Genomic DNA, 25,545 nt, shown 5'->3' with positions numbered 1-25,545 from the left:
TTATTTACTAAATTTCACAAGTATGCTCCACACGCCCTGAACCAACGGTCACCGGCCGAAGGGAAAGGTAAAGGGCAGAAGCTCCTAGCCCAGGGCAACACCCTGGGTATGCGATATAGAGATGGTACTAACGCCCTGTAAGGGCAAAAGCTTCTATACAGCAGCTATATTTTAAAGCTTTTGCCCTTACAGGGCGTAGGGCTAATACAACTATTACCCAGGGCGTTGCCCTGGGCTAGGAGCTTCTGCCCTTTCAGGGCGTGCCGGGAACATTAGTTCAGAACACAAAGGATTCTGCAGCAATACCAACCATTAGAGATCCTCCAAGAATTTCTTACCCCATTTTGTATGAAGCCAAAGCGCCATAGCCCCAGCAACGACCGTAATCGTCGCATAAATCATGACTAATCCTTCCATATTTCTCTATTTTCCGACAAAATTACGGAAAATAAATGTAACTTGCAAATGATTTGCTCATTTTCTTTCGAAATTTAACCTAAAAAAGACGAAAAAGAGGAAAGCGCTTCATTACGAAACACTTTCCTCTAATTATCTAATCATTAATCGTACAATCTTCTTTCTGAAGAGATTTACTCCTCAACAGCAGCCTGTGCCGCAGCCAAACGTGCGATAGGCACGCGGAATGGAGAGCAAGATGCGTAGTTCATGCCAACCTTAGCGCAGAACTTAACAGATGATGGCTCACCACCATGCTCACCGCAGATACCTGTGCGGAGGTTAGGACGGGTAGCACGACCATTCTCTACTGCCATCTTGATAAGCTGACCAACACCCTCCTGGTCGAGAACCTGGAATGGGTCAACCTTCAAGATCTTCTTCTCCATGTATGCAGGGAGGAAGGAAGCGATGTCATCACGAGAGTAACCGAAGGTCATCTGTGTCAAGTCGTTAGTACCGAATGAGAAGTACTGAGCCTCCTCTGCAATCTGACCTGCTGTAAGGGCAGCACGAGGAATCTCAATCATGGTACCAATCTCAAATTCTACCTCTACGCCGTACTCAGCGAATACCTCCTTAGAAGTAGCGAGAATGATAGCCTTCTGCTGCTTAAGCTCCTGAACGGTACCGATGAGCGGAACCATGATTTCAGGACATGGGTTGTAACCCTCCTTCTTCAACTCGCAAGCTGCACCGAGGATGGCACGGGTCTGCATAGCTGTAATCTCTGGGAATGTGATACCGAGACGGCAACCGCGATGACCGAGCATAGGGTTGTTCTCTGCCAGAGAATTTACACGCTTCTTGATTTCCTCTACGCTTACGCCCATCTCCTTAGCCATGGTCTGCTGACCAGCCAAATCGTGAGGTACGAACTCGTGGAGAGGTGGGTCGAGCAAGCGGATGTTCACGTGGCAGCCATCCATTGCCTTGAGGATTCCGTAGAAGTCAGCCTTCTGATATGGGAGGAGCTTGGCAAGAGCCTTCTCACGACCCTCAACAGAGTCTGCCAGAATCATCTCACGCATAGCTACAATCTTCTGATCATCGAAGAACATGTGCTCTGTACGTGTCAGACCGATACCCTTGGCACCGAATGCACGGGCTACCTCAGCATCGTGTGGAGTATCCGCATTGGTACGGATTTCCATCTTTGTATATTTGTCGCAGAGGTCCATCAGCTCCTTGAAGTCGCCTGAAAGTTCTGCAGCCTTTGTCTCAATCTGTCCTGCGTAAACCTGACCTGTAGTACCGTTCAGAGAGATGTAATCACCCTCCTTGTACACAACGCCTTCAATCTCTACAGTCTTAGTCTTGTAGTCAACGTTGATAGAGCCAGCACCCGATACGCAGCACTTACCCATACCACGAGCCACAACGGCAGCGTGAGAAGTCATACCACCACGAGCGGTAAGGATACCCTCGGCAGCAGACATACCTGCGAGGTCTTCAGGAGAGGTCTCGATACGAACCATGATGACCTTCTTGCCATCCTCGTGCCATACCTGAGCATCGTCAGCGTGGAATACAATCTGACCGCAAGCAGCACCTGGAGAAGCAGGGAGACCCTGAGTGATGACCTTAGCTCTAGAGAGAGCCAGCTTATCGAATACTGGGTGCAAAAGCTCATCGAGCTTCTGAGGCTCACAGCGGAGGATTGCAGTCTTCTCATCAATCATACCCTCGTGGAGGAGATCCATGGCAATCTTCACCATAGCTGTACCTGTACGCTTACCATTGCGAGTCTGGAGGAACCAGAGTTTGCCTTCCTGTACGGTGAACTCCATATCCTGCATATCGTGATAGTGGTGCTCCAGCTTATCCTGCAGCGCGTCGAGTTCCTTATAGAGTTCAGGCATAGCCTCTTCCATAGAAGGATACTTGGCCGCACGCTCCTCTTCAGAGATACCTGCACGCTCAGCCCAGCGCTGAGAACCGATCTTCGTAATCTGCTGTGGAGTACGGATACCGGCTACCACGTCCTCACCCTGTGCATTGATAAGATACTCACCATTGAAGAGATTCTCACCATTACCAGCGTCACGTGAGAAGCAAACACCTGTAGCAGATGTATCGCCCATGTTACCGAATACCATCGCCATGACAGATACGGCAGTACCCCACTCATCAGGAATACCTTCCATCTTGCGGTAGAGGATAGCACGCTCGTTCATCCAAGAACGGAACACTGCGCAGATAGCGCCCCAAAGCTGATCGATTGGGTTGGTAGGGAAATCCTGACCGGTCTGCTCCTTGATGGCAGCCTTGAAGAGTTCAACGAGCTTCTTGAGCGACTCTACAGAGAGGTCCTTGTCAAGTGTAACGCCCTGCTCTTCCTTCACCTTTTCGATGATAGCCTCAAATGGGTCGATATCTTCCTTGTTTACAGGCTTCAGTCCCATAACGACGTCACCGTACATCTGTACGAAACGGCGATATGAATCGTATACGAAATGAGGGTTACCGGTCTTCTTGACCAATCCCTCAGCTACTTCGTCATTCAAACCGAGGTTGAGGATGGTATCCATCATACCAGGCATAGATGCGCGAGCACCTGAGCGTACTGATACGAGGAGTGGATTCTCTACAGAACCGAATTTGCTGTTCATCAATGCCTCAGTATGAGCCACAGCAGCCATCACTTCGTCCTGAAGAAGTTCTTTGATTTTTTCCTCACCCACTTCATAATATTCATTACAAGTGTCTGTTGTAATGGTGAAACCTGGAGGAACAGGTACACCAATCAGGTTCATTTCGGCAAGGTTCGCGCCTTTACCACCAAGTACTTCTCGCATTTGGGCATTGCCTTCTGCTTTTCCGTTTCCGAATGTATAAACTCTTTTTTCGTTCATAATTGTTATAGGTATATATTTTATTTCGTTTTACGTTGCTAATTATTATTAGTAATGCAAAGATACGATTTTTATTTGATACTACCAAACTTTTATACGCTTTTTTGCTATCCCGAGATTACATTTTATACTGTTGACGCACACACGGGCAGAAAATTAACAATCCCGTATACGATAGAAAGATATTTGACGAATCTGAAAGTGCGTCTCTCGGGATTGCAGCCTGGATTCTGATGTTTTTTACCTCCCTGCCGATGCGCCCGAAACTGCGTCACGACGTAGCGATGGCTACGTCCCGACGCAGTGCCAGACACGTCGCGACGTAGCAACGGCTGCATCGGGACGCAATTTAAAGGTAAAAGGATTGTGAGGCGATAACAAAAGTAACAAAAGTAACAGGTGACCTCTGATGTAAAAATGTGAATGTGAATGTGAATTTGAAATGTAAATGAAGAAAAAAGAATGCATGTAATGATATTATATCATTTAATTCTAATATAATAAGGTACGCGCGTACGTACAATTTAAATATATACTATCAAAAATCATCAATAAACAGCCTTGACAAAAGGATACACATGACAGTCCGTTTTCTTCACTTACATTTCAAATTCACATTCACATTCACATTTCATCCCTTTACAACCACCGAATATTACCTGTTACTTTTGTTACTTTTGTTATCGCCTCACAATCTTTTTACTTTTTTACCTTTTTACCTTTAAACGCCTTTTCACCTTTAAAAGCAAATAATTTGGGACAACTCTTGCATTTCTCATAAAATTGCAGTATCTTTGCACCCATAAAAAATACAAAACATTATTATGGCAAGAAAACGTAAACCATTACCTCTGTTAGAGAACATCACCATCGAGGCTGTAGCAGCCGAGGGTAAGTGCATCACACGCGTAGATGAACAGGTCATCTTCGTACCTTTCTGCGTGCCAGGAGATGTTGTCGACTTGCAGGTAGTAAAGAAGAAACATAAGTATTGCGAAGCCAAGGTGGTTCGCTTCATCAAGAAGAGCGAGGTGCGACAGGAGCCTATGTGCGAGCACTTCGGCATCTGCGGCGGATGCAAATGGCAGAACCTGCCTTACGAAGAGCAGATCAAGGCTAAGCAGAAGCAGGTGGAAGACCAACTCACCCGCATCGGAAAGATTGAACTACCTGAGTTCCGCCCTATCATGGGCAGCGTGAAGACTCAGGAGTACCGCAACAAGATAGAGTTCGGATGCAGCAACAAGCGATGGTTCACCGCCGAGGAATTGGCTCAGCTCCCTCAGAAAGAGGATGATACCGTAACATCGCTCAAGGAGCGCCACGCCCAGAACGCCATCGGTTTCCATATCACCGGAGCCTTCGACAAGATTTATCCTATCAAGAAGTGCTGGCTGATGGATGACCTCTGCAACGAAATCCGCAACTTCGTATTCGAATATGCTGATTCTCACGACTATACCTTCTACGACCTGCGTGAGCAGCACGGTTTGCTCCGCAACATGATGATCCGTAATTCGAACACTGGAGAGTGGATGCTCGTCTTCCAGTTCCACTACGATGAGGAGGGCGATGAGCAGAGAGCATTGGAGCTGATGCAGCAGGTGGCTGACAAATTCCCTCAGATTACATCGCTCATGTACGTGGATAACCAGAAGGGAAACGATACCATCAACGACCTGGAACTCAGCCTCTTCAAGGGCAACGACCATATCTACGAACTGATGGAAGACCTGAAGTTCAAGGTGGGTCCGAAGAGTTTCTACCAGACCAATACCGAGCAGGCTTACCACCTCTACTGCGTGGCCCGCGAGTTTGCCAACCTTACCGGAGATGAGCTGGTTTACGACCTCTATACCGGCACCGGAACCATCGCCAACTTCGTGGCTCACAAGGCAAAGAAGGTAATCGGTATCGAGTACGTGCCAGAGGCCATAGAGGATGCCAAGGTGAATTCTCAGGTGAACGACATCGAAAACACCCTCTTCTATGCAGGCGACATGAAGGATATCCTGACCAACGATTTCATCGCACAGCACGGTCGACCTGACGTCATCATCACCGACCCACCACGTGCCGGAATGCACCCAGACGTAATAAACGTCATTCTGAATGCAGCACCAAAGCGCATCGTATACGTAAGCTGCAACCCGGCAACCCAGGCACGCGACCTGCAGCTGATGGATGCGGAGTATAAGGTAGCTGCCGTACAGCCGGTGGATATGTTCCCTCATACCCCTCACGTAGAGAACGTGGTATTGCTCGAAAAGAGATAAACCTAGAAATCAAAATAGAAACAAGATGAAGAAAACCATCATCATGGCGCTCATGGCTGTAGCTTCGGTCTCAGCCAGCGCCCAGCAGAAGCAGACCATAGAAATACCATCATGGTTGAGCAACGTGAAATTGTCGGGGTATGGAATGACCCAGTATCAGTACAGCGGACAGAAAGATGCTGAATCCAACTCATTCAACATCCGTATGGCGCGTATCTCTCTCGAAGGTCGCATAGCAGGCGACTTCTACTGGAAAACTCAGATTCAGTTCAACGGCAACACCTCTACCCTCGGTTCCAGTCCGAGAATGGTGGATCTGTTTGCTGAATGGCAGAAATATGAATACTTCAAGGTGAAGATCGGTCAGTTCAAAAACCCGTTCACCTTTGAGAATCCGATGCACCCTATCGACCAGGGCTTCATGGGATATTCACAGAACGTGAGCAAGCTGGCTGGTTTCAGCGACCGTGCCGGAGAACATGCATCCAACGGCCGTGACATCGGTCTTCAGTTCCAGGGCGATTTCCTCAAGAATGCCAACGGCCGCAACCTGCTGCACTATCAGATTGGTGTATTCAACGGACAGGGAACCAATACCAAGGACGTTGACCAGCAGAAGAATGTGATTGGTGGTGTATGGGTAATGCCTGTAAGCGGCATGCGCATCGGTGCCTTCGGATGGACCGGTTCTTATGCAAGAAAGGGAACATGGACCGACGATGAACAGGGAAACATCATCTACAAGAAAGATGCTGCTGGAAATTCCGTTCTTGACAAGGATGGAAAACCTGTAAAAGAGACTTTCAGCGGTACCCGCAGTCTGAACCAGAACCGCTACGCCTTCTCTTTCGAATATAAGAAAGACGGCTGGACCGTACGTTCTGAGTATATCCACTCTACCGGCAAGGCTTTTGCCAAGAGCATCACCAATTTCAACGATGCCAACGCCAAGGACTGCAATCTGAATGCAAAAATAGGCGATAAGGCTCAGGGTGTATACGGATTGGTTATCGCCCCATTGGCTCAGCTGCCAAAGAACAGCCGTATCGACGTGAAGGCGCGTTACGACATGTATCAGCCTAACGGCAAGAGCAACATGCAGAGAACCCAGTATGAGGCAGGTTTGAACTTCCACATCGGCAAGCGAATCTCTATCCTTACCGAGTATGCGCTCATCAACGACAAGACACTCGCGAAGCATAATTACTCCATGGCAGATGCCGAGGTTTGCTTCAGATTCTAACAGATACAACAAAGGCTCGCTCCTGCTACAGGAACGAGCCTTTATTGTGTTTATTGTCAACTACTTATCTAGAATGAATAAGAGAAACCTACTGACATGAATTCCTTAAACTGCCAGTAGCTCTGGTCATCCTTGCGCTTCACACCATCGTCGAAACGCGGATAGAGGAAGATGTTGGTAGAAATATAGCGGTTAAACTGGAAGGTAATGGTGTTTTCCCACTCTATTTCAGCACGCTTGTAAGTGGTGTATCCCCAGAGACGGGTCTTCCACTTGATATTATCCGCTATCTGCCACGACAGATCGAAGGTACACTCTGAACCGTAATCGGTCATGCCATGCTTCCCCTCATCCAGTCCGTACCGCGTAGCCAGCGACGCTCTGCCCACATACTTCCAGTTGAAAGCCAGAGGAGCCAGATGGGCACTACCCTTCAGGCGGTGATGGAACCAGTCTACATTATAATCCATACCGACAGAGAGGTTCAGATTGAATGGCGAGAAGAAATCGGAATAAACCGTTTTGTCATTACTCTTGTAACCATGCGTAAACTGAGTCTGGCCAACCAGCTGGATGGTATAATACCACTTTCTGGAAGCCTGCAGACCGAGTTTTCCGGTGTATCGGATCATATCGTCGCTCGTTTTCAGCGTATGAACCGTATCACCCTTCGAAGTCTGATAACCCAGGCGCATCTCCACCTTATTATCCCATTTTAGCTTCTGCTTGTTATTGTAATTGGCAAACATCGTCACTCTTCCGAGCACCGAATAATTGCTCTCACCACCCTTATACCAGTTGTCAGAAACATAGTTTTGCAGGAACTGCAGATAATAATCGCCCCCTATGGTCCAGAAGTTAGGACGGGTGATGACGATATCCATCGGCGCCGCATCCACCTCAATCGCCTTCGGAGCCACCTGCTCTACGATATCAGGATGATTCTTCTTCGGTTTGCTCTGCGCAGCCAGCGGTGCTCCCACCTCCTTGAGATGAGACTCAGTATTGCGCACCAGGTCGGGACGCTTGAGATATACCTCCATCAGCGTCTGGTCGAGCATCGTTCCGAGCGAATCCTTCACCCCATCCTGAGGCTTGAGTCGCAACATGCGGGCTACCGGCCCATGATAGAAGGTGAGCGGTGTAAAGAGCTGGGCATATCTGCTATCCTTCGAATCCATCTTCATGGAATCGATGCGCTGACGGCACATCAAGAGCGAGTCTGCATAGATTTCAGCCAACCTGTTCTTCGATGCCTCTCCGGGCGCCACCTTCTTCAATTTGCGCTGGGCAGAAACAGGCGTCAGAGCCGAAAGGAACGCAAGAACGAGTAATCCAAATTTTATTTTCATACCTTAATTTTATAAATTTGGGCACAAAGGTAATAAATAATTCATAAATCTATGCCCTTTATTAGAAATATTTTTGCTCATTTCACAAAAATGTCGTAACTTTGCACCCAAATAATTCTAATTTAAATTATAAATATCGTGGCTGAAACAAAGTACATCTTCGTAACTGGTGGTGTGGTTTCTTCTTTGGGTAAAGGAATCATATCTTCATCCATCGGTAAACTTCTTCAAGCAAGAGGTTACAACATTACTATCCAAAAGTTTGACCCATACATCAACATCGACCCGGGTACGCTGAACCCGTATGAGCATGGTGAGTGCTACGTAACGGTAGATGGTATGGAGACCGACCTTGACCTCGGACACTACGAGCGATTCACCGGCATTCAGACTACAAAAGCGAATTCTCTCACCACTGGTCGTATCTACAAGGCAGTCATCGACAAGGAGCGTCGTGGCGATTATCTCGGCAAAACCATCCAGGTGGTGCCTCACATCACCGACGAGATCAAGCGCAACGTGAAGCTGCTCGGCAAGAAGTATCACTATGACTTCGTGATTACCGAGATTGGCGGAACCATAGGCGACATAGAGAGCGCCCCTTACATGGAGGCTATCCGACAGCTGAAATGGGAGCTGGGCAAGAACGCCATCAACGTTCACCTTACCTATGTGCCTTATCTGAAGGCAGCAGGCGAGTTGAAGACAAAGCCTACCCAGCACTCTGTGAAGGAACTGCAGAGCGTAGGTATTCAGCCAGATATTCTGATTCTCCGTACCGAGAAGCATCTCGAAGAGGGAATCATGAAGAAGGTAGCAAGTTTCTGTAACGTAGACCTGGACTGCGTGATTCAGAGCGAAGACCTTCCTAGCATCTACGAGGTGCCTGTAAACATGCAGAACCAGGGCCTCGACACCGCTATTCTCCGCAAGATGGGCGAGCCTATCGGCGAAACACCTGCGCTGGGTCCTTGGAAGACATTCCTCGACCGCAGAAACAAAGCTACAGAGGTGGTAAACATCGGTCTCGTAGGCAAGTACGACCTGCAGGATGCATACAAGAGTATCCGCGAGAGTCTCTCGCATGCCGGCACCTACAACGACCACAAGGTGAAGATTACCTTCATCAACTCAGAATATCTCACAGAAGAGAACGTGGCAGAACAGCTGAAGGGACAGGATGGCATCGTCATCTGCCCAGGCTTCGGCCAGCGAGGCATCGAGGGCAAGATTATCGCCGCCCACTATACCCGCACCCACGACATCCCTACCTTCGGCATCTGCCTGGGTATGCAGATGATGGTCATCGAGTTTGCCCGCAACGTATTGGGTTACAAGGATGCCAACTCACGTGAGATGGACGAGAAGACTCCACACAATGTTATCGACATCATGGAGGAGCAGAAGAACATATCAAACATGGGTGGAACCATGCGTCTCGGTGCTTACGAGTGTGTGCTGAAACAGGGTTCACGCGTGTTCAATATCTATAAGAAGGAGCATATTCAGGAACGCCATCGCCACCGCTATGAGTTCAACAACGAGTTCCAGCAGGAATTTGAGAAGAACGGCATGATGTGCGTAGGCAGAAACCCTGAGAGCGACCTGGTAGAAATCGTAGAAATCCCAGGCTTGAAGTGGTACGTAGGTACACAGTATCATCCTGAATACCAGAGTACGGTGCTGAAACCACATCCACTTTTCATGGATTTCGTAAAGACAGCAATAGAAAACAAAAAGTAAATATTAGGAGTTAAAGGAGTGATCCCCTTTACTCCTTTAATTTCAAATTTTAAAAATGAACAAGAACAACATTATCGGTTTCCTCCTGATTGCCGTAGTGCTGATTGGCTTTAGCTGGTATAACCAGCCATCTGCCGAAGAACAGAGAACGGCATTCGTTCAGGACTCCATCGCCAAGGCTAAACATGCCGAGATGGAAAAGGCCAGCAAGGCTGCCGCTGCTAAGCGCCAGACTAATGCCAAAGCAAAGGTTGAGGCAGACTCAACCGCCCTCTTCTATTCGGCACTCAAAGGCCAGGCTAAGAAGATTGTATTGAAAAACGAGAAGGTAGAATTAACACTCAACACCAAGGGTGCTACTGTAGAGAAGGCTGTCATCAAGGGCTATGTGGGACACAACCTGCAGGTGAAAGACGGTTCGGCTGATGCCAAGGACGTAACACTCTTCGACGGTAACGACCAGAGCCTCAAGTTCATGCTCGAGGCTAAAGAAGCCAACATCATCACCAGCGATCTCTACTTCACTCCATCCAACGTGACCGACAAGTCTGTAACCATGACTGCTGTGGCTGGTGAAGGCAAGACGCTCACCCTGACTTATACATTGGGTAATGACTACATGCTGCACATGAGCCTGCAGGCAAATGGCATGGCGGGTCTGTTCTCACCTAATTATAATAAGATGGATGTTGACTGGAGCGACAAGGCACGCCAGCAGGAACGTGGTTTCATGTTCGAAAACCGTTACACTACCCTCACCTACCATAATGCAGAAGGCGGTACCGACCATCTGAGCGAGGGCAGCGAGAAGATTGACGAGAAGATAGAAGAAACCATCGACTGGGTATCTTTCAAGAACCAGTTCTTCTCTGCCATCATCGTAGCAAAGGATAACTTCGAGAAGGATGCTTTCATGACCTCTATCCCTCAGGAGAAGGGTTCGGGCTATCTGAAGCAGTTCCAGGCTAAGATGAAGACAGCTTTCGACCCAACCGGTAAGAAGGCATCTGAGTTTGAGTTCTACTTCGGTCCTAACGACTTCCAGATTCTGAAGAATACCGAGAAGGAAAGTACCTTCGGCAAGGACTTGGAATTCCAGAAGCTCGTATACCTGGGATGGCCTATCATCCGCTGGATCAACCGTTTCTTCACACTCTACGTATTCGACTGGTTGAGCAACGTGTTCCCAATGGGTATCGTATTGATTCTCATCACCTTGCTCCTCAAGCTCATCACCTACCCTATGGTAAAGAAGAGCTACATGAGTTCAGCCAAGATGCGCGTGCTGAAACCAAAACTCGAAGCAGCTACAGCTCAGTATAACAAGCCTGAGGACCAGATGCAGAAGCAGCAGGCAATGATGGCGGAATATGCCAAGTATGGTGTAAGCCCATTATCCGGTTGCTTGCCTATGCTGATTCAGATGCCGGTTTGGGTTGCGATGTTCAACTTCGTGCCTAATGCCATCCAGCTTCGTGGTGAGAAGTTCTTGTGGATGAACGACTTGAGTACCTTCGACCCAATCATCGAATGGAACACCAACATCTGGCTGATTGGCGACCACTTGAGTTTGACCTGTATCCTGTTCTGTGTAGCCAACCTGTTGTACTCTTGGATGACCATGCGTCAGCAGCGCGACCAGATGGTAGGTCAGCAGGCAGAGCAGATGAAGATGATGCAGTGGATGATGTATCTCATGCCATTGATGTTCTTCTTCATGTTCAATGACTACTCAGCCGGTCTGAACTTCTACTACTTCATCTCATTGTTCTTCAGTGCCGCTATCATGTGGACCCTGCGCAAGACAACCGACGACGAGAAACTCCTCGCCATCCTTGAGAAGCGCTATCAGGAGAACAAGAACAACCCTAAGAAGGCAAGCGGCCTGATGGCAAGAATGCAGGCTCTCCAGGAGATGCAGCGCAAGCAGCAGGAAGAGATGATGCGCAAACAGGCAGAACTGAACGAGAAAAAGAATAATCTCGGAAAATAAAGATTACCAGATAAAAATGAAAGCGTAATGGATTACCCTGAAAAAGGTGTTCATTACGCTTTTTTTGTCCCCGAAAAGGTATAATTTGTTAAATGATATTATAAATTATACCTTTTCGGGGGTATTTTCATTTTTTATTCGTATATTTGCCCCCGAAAGGGTATAATATAATATTATCCCATATATAACATTACCCGATAGGGTATAAAATAACAAGAATATGAGCAATACATTATCATCATACGTCAAGGAAATGCGCAAGCAATTCGGATTGACGCAAGTAGATCTGGCGGCGAAATCGGGCGTAGGTCTCAGATTCGTAAGAGAACTGGAACAGGGAAAGGAAACACTACGACTCGACAAGGTAAACCAGGTCCTCCTCCTGTTCGGTCAGGAAATAGGCCCCGTTCCTATCAAAAATAAAAATAATATATCATGAAACAAGGAAAAATATATCTCTACGACCAATACGTAGGTCTGCTGACGGAAGACGAAACAGGCTTTACCTTCGCCTATGATTCAGATTATCTGGCATCGGATGGTGCGGAAGCCGTAAGTCTGACGCTTCCTTTATCTGATGAGCCCTACCACGATACCGTACTGTTCCCATTCTTCGATGGATTAATCCCCGAAGGATGGCTGCTGAACATCGCAGAAAGCAGTTGGAAAATCAACCAGCGCGACAGAATGTCGCTCCTCCTTGCCTGCTGCAAGGATTGCATCGGAGCAGTAAGCGTCATTCCTACAAACGAATCTCCAGCAGAAGAAACGAATGGTTCACCCCAAAAACAGAAAGGAGAATAAGATATGGAGAAATGTCTATATTGTTATAAACCGCTCAAGCCTGGTCAGGTAGATTACCATCCTGCCTGCGCACGCAAGCTCTTCGGCACCAAGGAAGCCCCTGTCCTACCCTACGTTAGAAAGGAAATAGGCGACCTGGCAAAACAGGTAGTGCGTGCCCAGACCACCCTCACCGGTGTGCAGGCGAAGCTCTCGCTCGATGTAAATCCGGGCGGAAAGAACGAACCATCCCGCTTCACAATCGTAGGTCTTTGGGGAAAATATATCCTCAAGCCACAAACCGACCGCTACCGCTGTCTACCGGAAATAGAAGACCTCACGATGCATCTCGCTGAAGCCGCCAAGATAGCTGTGGTTCCCCACGGACTGATTCGCTTTACCGATGGTGAACTCTGTTATATCACCCGGAGAATAGACCGACTGGATGATGGACAAAAGGTACCGATGGAAGATATGTGCCAGCTGTCAGAGCGCCTTACCGAATACAAATATAAAGGTTCCTACGAGCAGATAGCCAGACTCATCAAGAAGTATTCATCGTTCTCGCAGCTCGACCTCGTGAACTATTGGGAAGTGGTCATCTTCTCATGGATTACGGGCAACGCTGACATGCACCTCAAGAACTTCTCGCTCTACAACAACCGCAAGTTGGGTTATGGCTTAACCCCAGCCTACGACCTCCTCTGCACGAAGATTGTGATGCCAGAAGATACCGAGGAGCTCGCCCTGACACTCAACGGAAGAAAGAGAAAGATTCAGAAATCTGATTTCGTGAAGGTAATGACCGCCTCGGGCCTCAGCGAGAAGGTAATCAACAACATCGCCAAAAAGTTCCGCCGATCCATCGTGAAATGGCTCGACCTGATAGAAGCCTCCTTCCTTCCGGACAGCATGAAGAAGGAATACAAGAAACTGATTCTCAGCAGAGTTATGGCATTAAGATAATGTTTCTGTATAAAATAAAAACAAACACCCCCGAAAAGGTATAATTAATCAATCTACGAGATTAACTATACCTTTTCGGGGGTATATTGTTTAAGGCAAATTTGCTTCTTCAATAGTATCCAACCCAAATTTACTTCTTCAATACCGGCTCGCAGGTGATATCCACACCGAGCTTCTTGAAGATTTTCTGGTCTACATCACTCAACATCACGGTGCAATGAGCCTGACAGCCGCGAAGCTTAGGCAACTGCTCCAATGCCTTCTTGCAGTTCTCATCATTCTCCGAAAGAACAGAGAGGGCTACAAGAACCTCATCCGTATGAAGACGAGGATTGTGACCACCGAGATAATTCACCTTGGTATGCTGGATAGGCTCAATCATCGACTGAGGAATCAGCTTCAATTCATGGTCGATACCTGCCAACTGCTTGGTAACATTCAGGAGCAAGGCGGCACTACAGCCCAGCAACTCGCTGCTATGACCGCAGATAATGGTACCATCCTCCAACTCAATGGCAGAAGAGGTATGACCCGTCTCCTTCTTATGATTCTTGGCAGCTACCGTCACCTTGCGGTAATCAGTAGTAATCTTAGCCTGATTGAAGAGCATCTGAATCTTATTGATCTCATCTTCATTGCAAGCACCAGCCGCCATCTTGTTGGTAGCCGCATAGTAACGGCGGACAATCTCATTCTTGGATGCCTCGCAGCAAGCCTCATCATCAGAGATACAGAAACCTACCATGTTCACACCCATATCCGTAGGCGACTTGTATGGGTTGCTACCATAGATACCCTCGAACAGCGCATTGAGCACAGGATAAATCTCTACATCACGGTTATAGTTGATGGCTATCTTGTTGTATGCCTCCAGATGGAACGGGTCAATCATATTCACATCGTTCAGATCGGCAGTAGCAGCCTCGTATGCGATGTTCACAGGATGCTTCAATGGGAGATTCCACACAGGGAAGGTCTCAAACTTGGCATAGCCGGCATGCACACCACGCTTGTTCTCATTATAAAGCTGACTCAGACAAACTGCCATCTTACCGCTGCCAGGACCCGGCGCAGTAACAATAACCAGCGGACGCTCTGTTTCAACATAATCGTTCTGACCGAATCCCTCGTCAGAGGCAATCAGACTCACGTTGTGAGGATAGCCCTCGATGAGATAATGGCAGTAAGTCTTGATGCCCTCGCGCTCCAAACGCTGTTTGAAGGCGATGGCGGCAGGCTGGCCATTATAATGAGTGATGACAACAGAACCCACCATGAAACCACGGTTTTGGAACTCACCACGAAGGCGCAACACGTCCTCATCGTATGTAATGCCCAAGTCGGCACGCTTCTTGTTCTTCTCAATATCGGCTGCACTAATCACGATAACAATCTCGATGCTATCGCTGATTTTCTGGAACATGCGCAGTTTGCTGTCAGGCTGGAACCCTGGCAAAACACGACTGGCGTGATGGTCATCGAAAAGCTTACCTCCCAATTCGAGATACAGCTTTCCATCAAACTTAGAGATTCTCTCCTTGATATGTTCGGATTGAATCTTCAGATACTTCTCGTTGTCAAATCCTATTTTCATAATTGTTATTATATCTTGCAATTTGAAATCAAAAATCGCCTGCAAAATTACAAAAAAAGTATCGTACTAACAAATCTTTTATCCGAAAAATAAAAGAGAACTGCTACATATAGGCATGCAGCAACATCTCACCCCCTATCAGGAAGGCTAAGACAAGAAAGATAAATATATACAACTGCTCCTTGAGGATAAAATCCAAGACACGAAAATACTTGTTGTCATTCTCCTCAAGATCGTTTTTATAATCCCTCCACATGAGGGAAAAAGCCCCCAATGCAATGGACAATATAATACATACACCTACAATATCGGCTAGATCAGTCGATTGTAATAAAGAAAAGCCTGTCATTTCGTAATTCACTTAAAAGTTAATAAGAATCATTATTATCTACTATTATTAAATGATGCAAAGATAATCAAAATCTTATAACCAGACAGTTTCATTACTCAAGAAAATAGTTTCATTCCCATCAAAAAGGTGTTTCATTGGTAGAAATGAAACTGTTTTTCGCTGCAAGTTATGGGCTATGGAGATGGCAGAGAAACTGACAATACGCAAAAAGACTCACCAATAATAGGGTGTGATTACCTTCATTGGTGAGTCTATACCGCAGGTTAGTCCTTAGAAATCGGCTCTCTAAAGATGCCAAACAGCTTAAATCCGTAAGTGGAAGTTCCATTTTCATCACCACTGTGTGACATTGCTACCATCGGAAGATAGTATTCGCCCAGTTTTGACAATGCCCATTCTCCATTGCTTTCTTTTGCAATCTTTATTGATTCTACAAACAAATGAGGATCTTTCGGTTCTACTACTCCTATGCTATAGTTATATTTACCGAAAGGATTAACTTTCTTAACGGCCAGTTCTGCATAGGCAAAGGTTGTGAAACCATTTTCATCACCCGTATGAGTACGTCCAACAATCACATTGTTACCTTCACAGGTAAAATTGAGATTAGACTGTTTGAAACTATCGGTATTATGGCTACCAAGAACGGCAATACGAACTTCATGTACCTCGTTACTTAAATCCACATCAAAGATCTTAGGTTTGCCCGTCAGGTAGTATGTATAACCATTCTCATCGCCAGCATGTTTTCGACCGACTATAACGCATCCGTATTTTGCCTTATACGAAGAGGTCCCATTATTTAAAAGACCCTTGCCGGATTCAACAATACCCTTAGTGCCTTTATCTTGCAATTGATCGATCAGAACATAGCCAATCAATACTGCTTTATCATTATCAGCCATATTTAAAACTTTTTATCCCTACTCGTTTTATAAGGGCTTTTCGGGATACGCCCTTCAGCATAACTGCCGAATATGACTCACGCTGTCTTGCTCACCGACGTTCTACTCCTTTCTCATGGCGAGTGATTGTTATAACTAGCCTGACACTTAGCTCCCGTCAGGCTTGGGAGTGTTTTATATCATTCTTACTATTTGCTTAACGCTCCTATTCCATCTTTGCTCGTCTGTTTTTGGTCGCTTGCCTTCAGCACTACACCCGGCCAATCTCCACCGTCCAAACCTATATAATTAAACCATAATATATCTCCTTTACCAATTTTATATAATATAATCGTGTTGCTAGTGCCTAAATCACACGTGAGCCTATTAAGAAAAGTTTCACTGCTTTCTACTGTTTCTATATTGATTGTGCCTCCGGTCAAGGTGGTGACCTTTGAATAATCAAAACAATATTCATTAGGGAATCCAATAGCAGAAGCACGAAGACCTCCTGTAGCAGTGATTGTAGAGGATTTGATATTAATATTCCCCATTCTAGGGGCTGAAGCGCTCTTACCGGCTCCCATTCCTATACCTGGAGCTCCATTTCCACCGGTAGCTGTAATCACGGCATTTGAGATCGTTATGTCGCCACAATGTGCTGATGACGAACTGCCGATTCCTGCACCGCCGGAATAATAGGGGGTAACAGTTTGATTGCCAGTTCCACCGGTAGCATCTATGCTTACATTTTCAATAACGATGTTGCCGCCATCGCTGCTGCCGATACCAGCTCCTGCTGTACTGGAACTTTCATTAGTAGTAGTAGATATGGAGCCGCCCTTGGCTGTCAGCTTATCAATTGTTCCGTTCTTGCCTTTAATGGTGAGTGTAGCACCATCGCATACATTAATGGCGGTAGCAGTAGTGGAAGTAACACTGTTCTCCGTGCCGGACACGATAATCGTCGGACTGCCGCTCTTGACATCGATACCGATGCCGTCAGCACTGATAACAGCATTCATCAACTGCACGGTGGCATTGCCGTTGATGGTGATAGTGTTTGCGGTGGGTTCGCCATTGGTGGTGATGACATAATAGCTGTTGCCAGTAATGTTGATGTTCCCTTTGGATAAATCTATTGGATCTATACTTGCTTCCCCACCGGAGATAGAGCCTGTGTTGCCCCAATTCTCAACCGAAACCGTGCCAAGACTTACTTCATTCTTACCGATGGTCAGGTTGAAATTGTAACTCTTTCCTGCTTCTAATGCTACAGGGTTCTTTACTGTGAGATCTTTTATATCGCTTTCATACTTAACTGTCAGTTTGATGAATTCATAGTTGGTTGCAGTGTTCGGTGCTACAAGAGCGTAGTATATGCTGCCTTTCTTGCCGTAGCGGTCCTGCGAGTAAGGTATAATGTCAGATGTTGCAGTAACTGCGCTTCCGTCTTTGGCAATTCTTTCCTTAGATGTTACATACATTTCGGAAACTGAGGCTTTATCAGAAAACTCATTGTTAAAGCCGGCGATAGTGATTACCACGCGAGCCATCTGACGATCGAAGTCAAAATTAACCTTTCTGTCATCGGGAATTTTACTATAAGCTGTTGTCGCAGTCATATAGTCAGCCGACGCTATTTTATCAATACCATCCTGATTTTTTGGTACAATAAAATCTCCGCTTCCTTTTGGATAACGGGCGGTGAACGTCATAGACTCGCTGCTCCACTTGAGGAATTGCCCAGAGGTTTCTGGTCCCCATGTGCCATCTTTAAGTATGTAGTTCACTGATGCCTGTCCTTCTGTGGAGATAGTAATCGCATCACCTCCGTTGAAATTCATCTGGTCTGTTTCTGTTGTTGCCACCGGGTTGCTGCGGGTAAACACACCGCCAACGTTAGCACTCACGCGCACAGCAGTAGGGTCGTTCTGCCAGTTCGTTCCGAAGTCATCATCGCTGCTGCAAGAGGCAAGTGCAGCCATAATCAGCGCCATGCCCATATATTTAATTGTCTTCATTGTCGTTATCATTAAATTTTATCTGTTCGGTTGTTATTCGGTCTCTACATTGGAAGTCGAACCTTCCTGCCATGCGTTGGCTGTCATTTCTCCTGCCACTACTATCTCCTTGCCAGCTGTCAATGCCAATGTGTAGGCGGTGTTCTCCGCGAGAGTTACGGCTTTGCTGGATGTCCATGTATAAGGTATTCCATTCAACTTAAAGCTTACGCTGAATATTCCTTTCTCGATGTTCTGAGGTATCAGCAGACACTGGTAGGTTGCCTTTGCATTGGATGATAGAGAGGTAGCTTTTTCAAATTCGCCATACTCAGACGGAGCAACGGCAATGGTATTGGCTTCTGTAGTCTTGGCTGTGACGAAGCCTGATTCCTTGGTAAAGTCGCATATACCTTCAATGTATGTACCGTTGACTTTCAAATCGGTGATAGGATTTGTGGTTACCAAATCCGGGGCGTTGAACTCTGATCCGAGCGTTACGGTAATGGTAAGTTGGCTCAGGGCGTGCTTGAAAGCCAAATTCAGTTTGCCTCCTTCACTCAGTCCTTTACTCGGCACAAAGCCCGGCTTCTTGCAGATAAGGAAGTCGCTTGTGTAGCCGTCTTTGATTTGTGTTTCTTCAACCTTGACAGGGAGATTCGTGGTGGATATATTGTAATCTCCTTCCACATAAGGAGAATAAGCCACAATGTCAACTGCCTGTGTGGAGTTTTGCCAAAGCATCTGTGTGGCTGGTGTCCAAGCGGTGATATTGCTGCCGGTCACTTTGACGTTGTTGTATGTGTAGGTTGAATTGACACTGTTGGCAATGCAGATACCAAACTCAGCAACATCGCTTCCATCAGTTGAATGTGAGGCACGTGTCTGCGGAATGTTCACTCCCACATTGAAGCGCACAACGCCATCTTGAGGAAAATTGTTGGCTGTGGACATATCGTCATCGGACGAGCAGGCGGCAAAGCCGGTCACGAGGGCTGCAGCCATAAGAAGTTGTAATGCTTTGTTCATTTTCTGTCTATATTTTAAAGGGTTGTTATTGATTATCTGTTTGTGCTTCACCTCCGTTAATACTTGAACCTTCCAGCCAGTTGTTGATTGATACCGAACCGAGGGTTATCTCGTTGCGACCAACGATAAGGTTGACGGTGGTGTACTTGCCGCTCTCAAGCGCGATGTCTTCGGTATGGGTAAAGGTGTAGGTCTTGCCATCTATCACGATGTTGATAGTTCGGAAATCGCTCTGCGGCACCATTATCGAGGTATAGCAGGTGTTGGCAGCAGTAGCGGGGAGGACGATGTCGCTCTGTTCACCGGTGGCAGTCACTACAGTGCCGGTGGCAGTCACATAGTTTACTGTGGCAGCATTCTTTGCCGTAGCGGTAACGGATGCTACTGTCGGAGTGGTTGCCCATTGGTTGCGGAACTGAAGGTTCACAATGAGTTTTGACATCACGTGGTTGAACATCAGGCTCACAGGATTGGCTGTTGCCGTAATGCCGGCTCCTTCGATGCCGGTGTTAACTGCTACCAATAAGTCTGACGCTTCCTGCTTCTCTGTGTCGAGCGCATACTCATCGGCAGTGAAATCTGTCACGGCACGGTTAGGATAGATGCCAAGGAAGTAGTGAGGCGTTTCCATGTCTTTCCACAGCATCTGCGGTGAAGCTGTCCATTTAGCGCCATCGTAGGTGTTGATACTGTTGTTTACCACGAAGTCTGCGGGAACTGCGGTGGCATTGCCTGTCCACGCATAGATGCTGATTTTGTCATCCTTCGCAAACTTCTGATTGCCGTCGGCATCAGTGGTAGTGCGTGTCATCTGTCCGATGGAAGTGGCAACGGTGATGTACTTCGATGTGGTCGAAGTATCATCATCGCAGTGACATGAGGTCAAGCAGAAGGCTGCAAATGCAATGGCTAAAGTTGAAAATTTCTTGTTCATACTGATTAACCTTACTGAATCATTATTATCTACTATTATTAAATAATGATGCAAAGATAATCAAAATCTTATAACCAGACAGTTTCATTGCTCAAGAAAATAGTTTCATTCCTATCAAAAAGGTGTTTCATTGGTAGGAATGAAACTATTTTTCGCAGCATTCTACCGTTTTTTCCGAACAGAATTTCTCCATTGTCCTGGTGTATATCCCGTCTTAGCCTTGAAAATCTTATAGAGATGGGCGTGGGATGAGAAGCCGCATTCTGTAGAAATGGTATCATTGCTGTACCTGCATTCTTCCAGCAGCATACGCTGCGCCTCCTTGAAACGGATATCGCTGAGCCAGATACGGAAACTACTCTTCAGATAATTCTCAAAATAGCTACTCAATTCGGGGCGAGGAATGCGCAACTTTGCCGATAGCATCGGCATATTCACCGTACTGTCTCTATATCCGCCATTTTCACACCACTTATCAAGCAAAGATTCTATCATATCTATTTTTTCAGAATCCAGCCCCATCACTTCACTCTCTTCCATCATCTCAAAAGGAGCATCAGTAGTATCCATCTCCAATCTCACCTCTGTTGGCATGATAATGTAACCGAAACCCAAGAAATGGACGACAAAGGAAATCAGAGAAAAAAGCGCCAACGGTGCCACGCAATACAGAAGAGGACGATAGCAGATGGCAGCAGCCATCGCCAATGCCATGATACCCATCAAACTATAACTGGCATAAGAATATCTGTCGAAAGGAAGCAAATCTTCTGTCGTATTATCCTCGATGATTTTTCGATGATACCGCATCTCTACGACTGTAGTATAAACGCAATACAAAATAGAAAGTACAAATAATGCGAGCATCACATAGAGCCACCCCCCCATGTGCATTCCCCTAGGAGTATCATTGTATCCGAAAAAGAAACAAATCAATATCAATGCATAGCTCACAACTCCCACTATGGCAAAATTCCTGCGCCCGCCTCTATGGGATATGACATGATACGCAGCATAGGAAACGATGAAAGAAATAGGAGAATAGAAGAGAATATTGACAACGGCTCCTATTTCATCGCCTTTAGCACGGAAACCATAAAGCATTTGTAAAACATAATGTCCAGCAAGTACAAACATGGAAAAAGCAAGGAGCCAACGAGACACCTCATAACGACGGTTGGACCAGCGAATCTGAAACCTGGACAATACCAATATCAAGCCCAACATCGACACTATAATGCAGCAAGCAAACTGCACAAGAAACAATGTATTCATTTACTAAATATTTATATCTTTCTTATATTCCTGAAAATTTAGCATTTAAAACGAAACGAAATCTACTCCTAAGGATTCAGCTCTTAAAACGAAACGAAATCTACTCCTAAGGATTCAGTTCTTAAAACGAAACGAAATCATTTCTGATGCAAAAATACAAAAAAAAGTTGCTTTCGAACAATGTTTTACGCAAATTATTCTTAATTCTCAAGGATTTGCCGTATCTTTGCATCTTGCAATGGGCAGCATAACATGTCATATCGCAAAAACATGAAGTTTAAAAGAAAACATAACCGACAAATGAAAAAGAATTTACGTACCGCCTCTATCTGCGTGCAGGGAGGCTATGAGCCAAAGAACGGCGAACCGATTGAAGTGCCAATTTATCAAAGCACTACTTTCAAGTATGACAACTCTGAGGAGATGGCTATGCTCTTCGACCTGAAGAAGGAAGGCTACTTCTATACCCGTCTCCAGAACCCTACCAACGATGTTGTGGCTAAGAAGATTGCCGAACTCGAAGGTGGCGTGGGAGCCGTATTAACCAGCAGCGGTCAGGCTGCCAACTTCTATGCAGTATTCAACATCTGCGAAGCAGGCGACCATATCGTTACATCTAATGAGATTTATGGTGGTACCTTCAATCTCTTCGGCGTAACCCTGAAGAAACTCGGCATCGAGTGTACTTTCGTGAATCCGAACGATAGCGAAGAAGAAATCCAGAAGGCTTTCCGCCCTAACACCAAGGTTGTTTTCGGCGAAACCATCAGCAACCCGGGCTGCGCAGTACTCGACATCGAGAAGTTTGCACGCATTGCTCACAAGAATGGGGTGCCTCTCATCGTTGACAACACCTTCGCTACACCTATCAACTGCCGCCCATTCGAATGGGGTGCCGACATCGTTACCCACAGTACCACCAAGTATATGGATGGTACGGCTTCACAGGTAGGTGGCGTTGTAGTAGACAGCGGCAACTTCGACTGGATGGCTCATGCTGATAAGTTCCCTGGTCTCTGCACACCGGATGACAGCTACCATGGTCTGACCTATGTGAAGGCTTTCGGCAAGATGGGTTACACCACCAAACTCGTGGCTCAGCTGATGCGCGATCTCGGCAGCATCCCTGCCCCAATGAATTCGTTCATCCTCAACCTCGGTCTTCAAAGTCTCCACCTCCGTATGCGCCAGCATTGTGCAAATGCACAGAAGGTGGCAGAGTTCCTGCAGAACGATGAGCGTGTGGCTTGGGTTCATTATAGCGGTCTGGAGGGCGATGAGTATCATGCGCTTGCCCAGAAGTATATGCCAAACGGCACCTGCGGTGTTATTGCCTTCGGATTGAAGGGAGATCGCGAGACAGCCATCAAGTTTATGGATTCTCTCGACATGATCAACATCGTAACCCATGTAGCCGATGCCCGCACCTGTGTGCTCCATCCAGCCAGTCACACCCATCGCCAGCTCAGCGAAGAGCAGCTGAAGGAAGCAGGTGTTGCGCCAGATCTGATTCGCCTCTCTGTAGGTATCGAAGATGTAGAAGACATCCTCGATGATATCAAGCAGGCTTTGGATCAGATTTAAGACAAATAGGATACATAACAACAAAGCAACATTATAACAGTAAAATTAGAAACATGATTAAAGCTATGATTTTAGCTGCTGCGGCTCTCACGATGAGCACAGCTGCTGATGCACAGACTATGATTCAGAAAAATGACATCAAGGTAGAAAACCACCTGATGACTCCTGAGGCTCTCTGGGCAATGGGACGTATCGGTGGCGCCGAAGCTTCGCCTAACGGCAAGCAGGTGGTGTACCAGGTGGGTTACTACAGTGTAAAGGAGAACAAGGGTCATCAGATGCTCTTCATCATGGATGCCAACGGCAAGAACAAGAAGGCATTGACCACCGATGCAAAGAGCGAAACAGATGCTGCCTGGATTCAGGGCGGACAGAAGATTGCCTTCATCCGCGACGGACAGCTCTGGAGCATGAACCCTGACGGTACAGGCAGAAAGCAGCTCACCAACGACAAGTTGGGCATCCAGGGTTTCCGCTTCTCTCCTGACGGCAAGAAGGTAATCCTCATCAAGGAACTCCCTTACCACGGAACCATCAAGGAGAATCCTTCTGATCTTCCATTGGCTACCGGCCGTCTCGTAACTGATATGAACTATCGCCACTGGGACCACTACGTAGAGAGCCTTCTCCATCCTTTCGTGGCTGATGTGGCTGAAGACGGTACCATCAACGCCGGCGAAGACATCCTGAAGGATGAACCATTCGAGTGCCCTATGGCTCCATTCGGTGGCATCGAGCAGCTGGCATGGAGTCCGGATTCCAAGACCATCGCCTATACCTGCCGTAAGAAGGAGGGCGTTCAGTATGCCATCTCTACCGACTCTGATATCTATCTATATAATATAGGTACGCGCGAGACAAAGAACCTCTGCAAGGAGGCTGGCTATGTAGAGCCTAAGATTGATGCTACCAAGAGCATGAAGAACCAGGCTGTCAACGCTCCTGAGAATCTGAAGAACAATCCGGGTTACGACGTGAACCCTCAGTTCTCTGCTGACGGCAAGTACATCGCTTGGCAGAGCATGGCTCGCGACGGCTACGAGAGCGACCGCAACCGCCTCTGTGTTTACGAACTCGCTACCGGCAAGAAGAACTATGTATCAGAGAAGTTCGACTCTAACGTAGAGGGCTTCGTATGGAACAAGGACAACAAGAGCCTCAGCTTCATCGGCGTATGGCACGGAACCCTGAACCTCTATCAGGCTAACTTCAAGGGCGAAGTGAAGCAGATTACCAACGAGTGGGCTGACTACGGAAGCATCTCGCTTGCCAACAACGGCAACAAGCTTCTTGCTACCAAGGCTAGCATGAGTCATCCTACAGATATCTACATCGTAACTCCAGGCAAGGATGCCAAGAGTACCAAGGTAGAGCAGATTACCCGCGAGAACGACCATATTCTGAACCAGTTGAATATGGGTAAGTGTGAGCAGCGTTGGGTAAAGACTACCGACGGCAAGCAGATGCTGGTATGGATCATGTTGCCATCTAATTTCGATGCCAACAAGAAGTACCCTACCCTTCTCTTCTGCGAGGGTGGTCCTCAGAGTCCGGTAAGCCAGTTCTGGAGCTACCGATGGAACATCCAGATCATGGCAGCCAATGGTTATGTAGTCGTATTGCCTAACCGCCGCGGTCTCCCTGGTTTCGGAAGCGCATGGAACGAAGAGATTTCTGGCGACTGGACAGGTCAGTGCATGAACGATTATCTTTCAGCTATTGATGATGCTGCCAACAATCTTCCTTACGTAGACAAGGATCGTCTGGGTTGTGTAGGTGCCAGCTTCGGTGGTTTCTCAGTATACTATCTCGCCGGTCATCACAACAAGCGTTTCAAGGCATTCCTCTCTCACGATGGTGCTTTCAACCTGGAGAGCATGTACACCGATACCGAGGAGGCTTGGTTCTCTAACTGGGAATACGAGGATGCTTACTGGAACAAGGACCAGACTGCCAACGCCAAGAAGACTTACGAGAACAGTCCTCATAAGTTTGTAGACAAGTGGGATACTCCAATCCTCTGCATCCACGGCGAAAAGGATTACCGTATCAATGCCAACCAGGGCATGGGCGCCTTCAATGCAGCCCGCATGCGTGGCATCCCAGCCGAGCTCCTCATCTATCCTGATGAGAACCACTGGGTATTGAAGCCACAGAACGGCGTGCTCTGGCAGCGCACTTTCTTCGGCTGGTTAGACAAGTGGTTGAAGAAATAATATATAA

Annotated in this window: 17 protein-coding genes; 9 read left to right on the top strand and 8 right to left on the bottom strand. The window is 46.9% G+C overall.

The window, feature by feature from the left end; all coding sequences use genetic code 11:
* Positions 1–590 precede the first annotated feature (590 nt).
* A complete protein-coding gene (ppdK, locus tag KUA46_RS02065; RefSeq protein WP_218487270.1) occupies positions 591–3,311 on the bottom strand; it encodes a pyruvate, phosphate dikinase in 2,721 nt (906 codons plus the stop codon).
* 824 nt (positions 3,312–4,135) lie between these two features.
* Here ppdK and rlmD point away from each other — a divergent pair.
* Positions 4,136–5,587 carry a 23S rRNA (uracil(1939)-C(5))-methyltransferase RlmD gene (gene rlmD / locus KUA46_RS02060; protein WP_153137270.1) on the top strand — a complete coding sequence of 484 codons (1,452 nt, stop codon included), beginning with the start codon at positions 4,136–4,138 and terminating at the stop codon, positions 5,585–5,587.
* Positions 5,588–5,612: 25 nt separating this feature from the next.
* A complete protein-coding gene (locus KUA46_RS02055; protein ID WP_218487269.1) occupies positions 5,613–6,830 on the top strand; it encodes a porin in 1,218 nt (405 codons plus the stop codon).
* A gap of 68 nt (positions 6,831–6,898) precedes the next feature.
* Here the strand turns inward: KUA46_RS02055 and KUA46_RS02050 are convergent, their stop codons facing one another.
* Entirely contained in the window at positions 6,899–8,182 is a 1,284-nt protein-coding gene (locus tag KUA46_RS02050) for a DUF3078 domain-containing protein (RefSeq protein WP_218487268.1), read from the bottom strand.
* 138 nt (positions 8,183–8,320) lie between these two features.
* Here KUA46_RS02050 and KUA46_RS02045 point away from each other — a divergent pair, with 138 nt between their 5' ends.
* From KUA46_RS02045 to KUA46_RS02025, 5 genes are all read left to right on the top strand, one after another.
* Positions 8,321–9,925, top strand: a complete 1,605-nt coding sequence (locus KUA46_RS02045; RefSeq protein WP_118079775.1) for a CTP synthase — start codon at positions 8,321–8,323, stop codon at positions 9,923–9,925.
* 55 nt (positions 9,926–9,980) lie between these two features.
* Complete coding sequence (yidC, locus tag KUA46_RS02040) at positions 9,981–11,918, top strand: membrane protein insertase YidC (protein ID WP_218487267.1); 1,938 nt, start codon at positions 9,981–9,983, stop codon at positions 11,916–11,918.
* A 220-nt stretch (positions 11,919–12,138) separates the two neighbouring features.
* Positions 12,139–12,357 carry a type II toxin-antitoxin system Y4mF family antitoxin gene (locus tag KUA46_RS02035; RefSeq protein WP_153118223.1) on the top strand — a complete coding sequence of 73 codons (219 nt, stop codon included), beginning with the start codon at positions 12,139–12,141 and terminating at the stop codon, positions 12,355–12,357.
* Complete coding sequence (locus KUA46_RS02030; protein ID WP_153118224.1) at positions 12,354–12,722, top strand: HipA N-terminal domain-containing protein; 369 nt, start codon at positions 12,354–12,356, stop codon at positions 12,720–12,722. The genes KUA46_RS02035 and KUA46_RS02030 overlap by 4 nt, the downstream gene beginning before the upstream one ends.
* A 3-nt stretch (positions 12,723–12,725) precedes the next feature.
* A complete protein-coding gene (locus KUA46_RS02025; RefSeq protein ID WP_218487266.1) occupies positions 12,726–13,667 on the top strand; it encodes a HipA domain-containing protein in 942 nt (313 codons plus the stop codon).
* Between the two features lie 130 nt (positions 13,668–13,797).
* Here the strand turns inward: KUA46_RS02025 and KUA46_RS02020 are convergent, their stop codons facing one another.
* The 6 genes from KUA46_RS02020 to KUA46_RS01995 all read right to left on the bottom strand — a co-directional run bounded on the left by KUA46_RS02020 (position 13,798) and on the right by KUA46_RS01995 (position 21,738).
* Complete coding sequence (locus tag KUA46_RS02020; RefSeq protein ID WP_218487265.1) at positions 13,798–15,261, bottom strand: DUF1846 domain-containing protein; 1,464 nt, start codon at positions 15,259–15,261, stop codon at positions 13,798–13,800.
* A gap of 615 nt (positions 15,262–15,876) precedes the next feature.
* On the bottom strand, positions 15,877–16,518 hold the full coding sequence (locus KUA46_RS02015; protein WP_218487264.1) for a hypothetical protein: 642 nt from the start codon (positions 16,516–16,518) through the stop codon (positions 15,877–15,879).
* 188 nt (positions 16,519–16,706) lie between these two features.
* A complete protein-coding gene (locus KUA46_RS02010) occupies positions 16,707–18,521 on the bottom strand; it encodes a fimbrillin family protein (protein ID WP_218487263.1) in 1,815 nt (604 codons plus the stop codon).
* A gap of 33 nt (positions 18,522–18,554) precedes the next feature.
* Positions 18,555–19,529, bottom strand: a complete 975-nt coding sequence (locus KUA46_RS02005) for a fimbrillin family protein (protein ID WP_218487262.1) — start codon at positions 19,527–19,529, stop codon at positions 18,555–18,557.
* Positions 19,530–19,554: 25 nt separating this feature from the next.
* A complete protein-coding gene (locus tag KUA46_RS02000; RefSeq protein ID WP_217327040.1) occupies positions 19,555–20,463 on the bottom strand; it encodes a fimbrillin family protein in 909 nt (302 codons plus the stop codon).
* 162 nt (positions 20,464–20,625) lie between these two features.
* The gene (locus KUA46_RS01995) at positions 20,626–21,738 is read right to left on the bottom strand and encodes an AraC family transcriptional regulator (protein ID WP_256625052.1); all 1,113 of its coding nucleotides are present in this window, start codon (positions 21,736–21,738) and stop codon (positions 20,626–20,628) included.
* A gap of 300 nt (positions 21,739–22,038) precedes the next feature.
* Between KUA46_RS01995 and KUA46_RS01990 the strand changes: the two genes are divergently transcribed.
* Positions 22,039–23,322, top strand: a complete 1,284-nt coding sequence (locus KUA46_RS01990) for an O-acetylhomoserine aminocarboxypropyltransferase/cysteine synthase family protein (protein WP_022120665.1) — start codon at positions 22,039–22,041, stop codon at positions 23,320–23,322.
* 53 nt (positions 23,323–23,375) lie between these two features.
* Positions 23,376–25,538: a S9 family peptidase gene (locus KUA46_RS01985; RefSeq protein ID WP_218487261.1), complete on the top strand. Its 2,163-nt coding sequence runs from the start codon at positions 23,376–23,378 to the stop codon at positions 25,536–25,538.
* Positions 25,539–25,545 lie beyond the last annotated feature (7 nt).

It is taken from the genome of Segatella copri (assembly GCF_019249765.2).
Classification (GTDB): Bacteria; Bacteroidota; Bacteroidia; order Bacteroidales; family Bacteroidaceae; genus Prevotella; species Prevotella copri_K.
The sequence above is the reverse complement of the archived record's forward strand: the minus strand, read 5'-3'. Positions and strand labels throughout refer to the sequence as shown.

Excerpts from the sequence above, each read along its gene's own strand:
- ppdK (WP_218487270.1), bottom strand. The coding sequence starts at position 3,311 with ATGAACGAAAAAAGAGTTTATACATTCGGAAACGGAAAAGCAGAAGGC.
- rlmD (WP_153137270.1), top strand. The coding sequence starts at position 4,136 with ATGGCAAGAAAACGTAAACCATTACCTCTGTTAGAGAACATCACCATC.
- KUA46_RS02055 (WP_218487269.1), top strand. The coding sequence starts at position 5,613 with ATGAAGAAAACCATCATCATGGCGCTCATGGCTGTAGCTTCGGTCTCA.
- KUA46_RS02050 (WP_218487268.1), bottom strand. The coding sequence starts at position 8,182 with ATGAAAATAAAATTTGGATTACTCGTTCTTGCGTTCCTTTCGGCTCTG.
- yidC (WP_218487267.1), top strand. The coding sequence starts at position 9,981 with ATGAACAAGAACAACATTATCGGTTTCCTCCTGATTGCCGTAGTGCTG.
- KUA46_RS02035 (WP_153118223.1), top strand. The coding sequence starts at position 12,139 with ATGAGCAATACATTATCATCATACGTCAAGGAAATGCGCAAGCAATTC.
- KUA46_RS02030 (WP_153118224.1), top strand. The coding sequence starts at position 12,354 with ATGAAACAAGGAAAAATATATCTCTACGACCAATACGTAGGTCTGCTG.
- KUA46_RS02025 (WP_218487266.1), top strand. The coding sequence starts at position 12,726 with ATGGAGAAATGTCTATATTGTTATAAACCGCTCAAGCCTGGTCAGGTA.
- KUA46_RS02020 (WP_218487265.1), bottom strand. The coding sequence starts at position 15,261 with ATGAAAATAGGATTTGACAACGAGAAGTATCTGAAGATTCAATCCGAA.
- KUA46_RS02015 (WP_218487264.1), bottom strand. The coding sequence starts at position 16,518 with ATGGCTGATAATGATAAAGCAGTATTGATTGGCTATGTTCTGATCGAT.
- KUA46_RS02010 (WP_218487263.1), bottom strand. The coding sequence starts at position 18,521 with ATGAAGACAATTAAATATATGGGCATGGCGCTGATTATGGCTGCACTT.
- KUA46_RS02005 (WP_218487262.1), bottom strand. The coding sequence starts at position 19,529 with ATGAACAAAGCATTACAACTTCTTATGGCTGCAGCCCTCGTGACCGGC.
- KUA46_RS02000 (WP_217327040.1), bottom strand. The coding sequence starts at position 20,463 with ATGAACAAGAAATTTTCAACTTTAGCCATTGCATTTGCAGCCTTCTGC.
- KUA46_RS01995 (WP_256625052.1), bottom strand. The coding sequence starts at position 21,738 with ATGAATACATTGTTTCTTGTGCAGTTTGCTTGCTGCATTATAGTGTCG.
- KUA46_RS01990 (WP_022120665.1), top strand. The coding sequence starts at position 22,039 with ATGAAAAAGAATTTACGTACCGCCTCTATCTGCGTGCAGGGAGGCTAT.
- KUA46_RS01985 (WP_218487261.1), top strand. The coding sequence starts at position 23,376 with ATGATTAAAGCTATGATTTTAGCTGCTGCGGCTCTCACGATGAGCACA.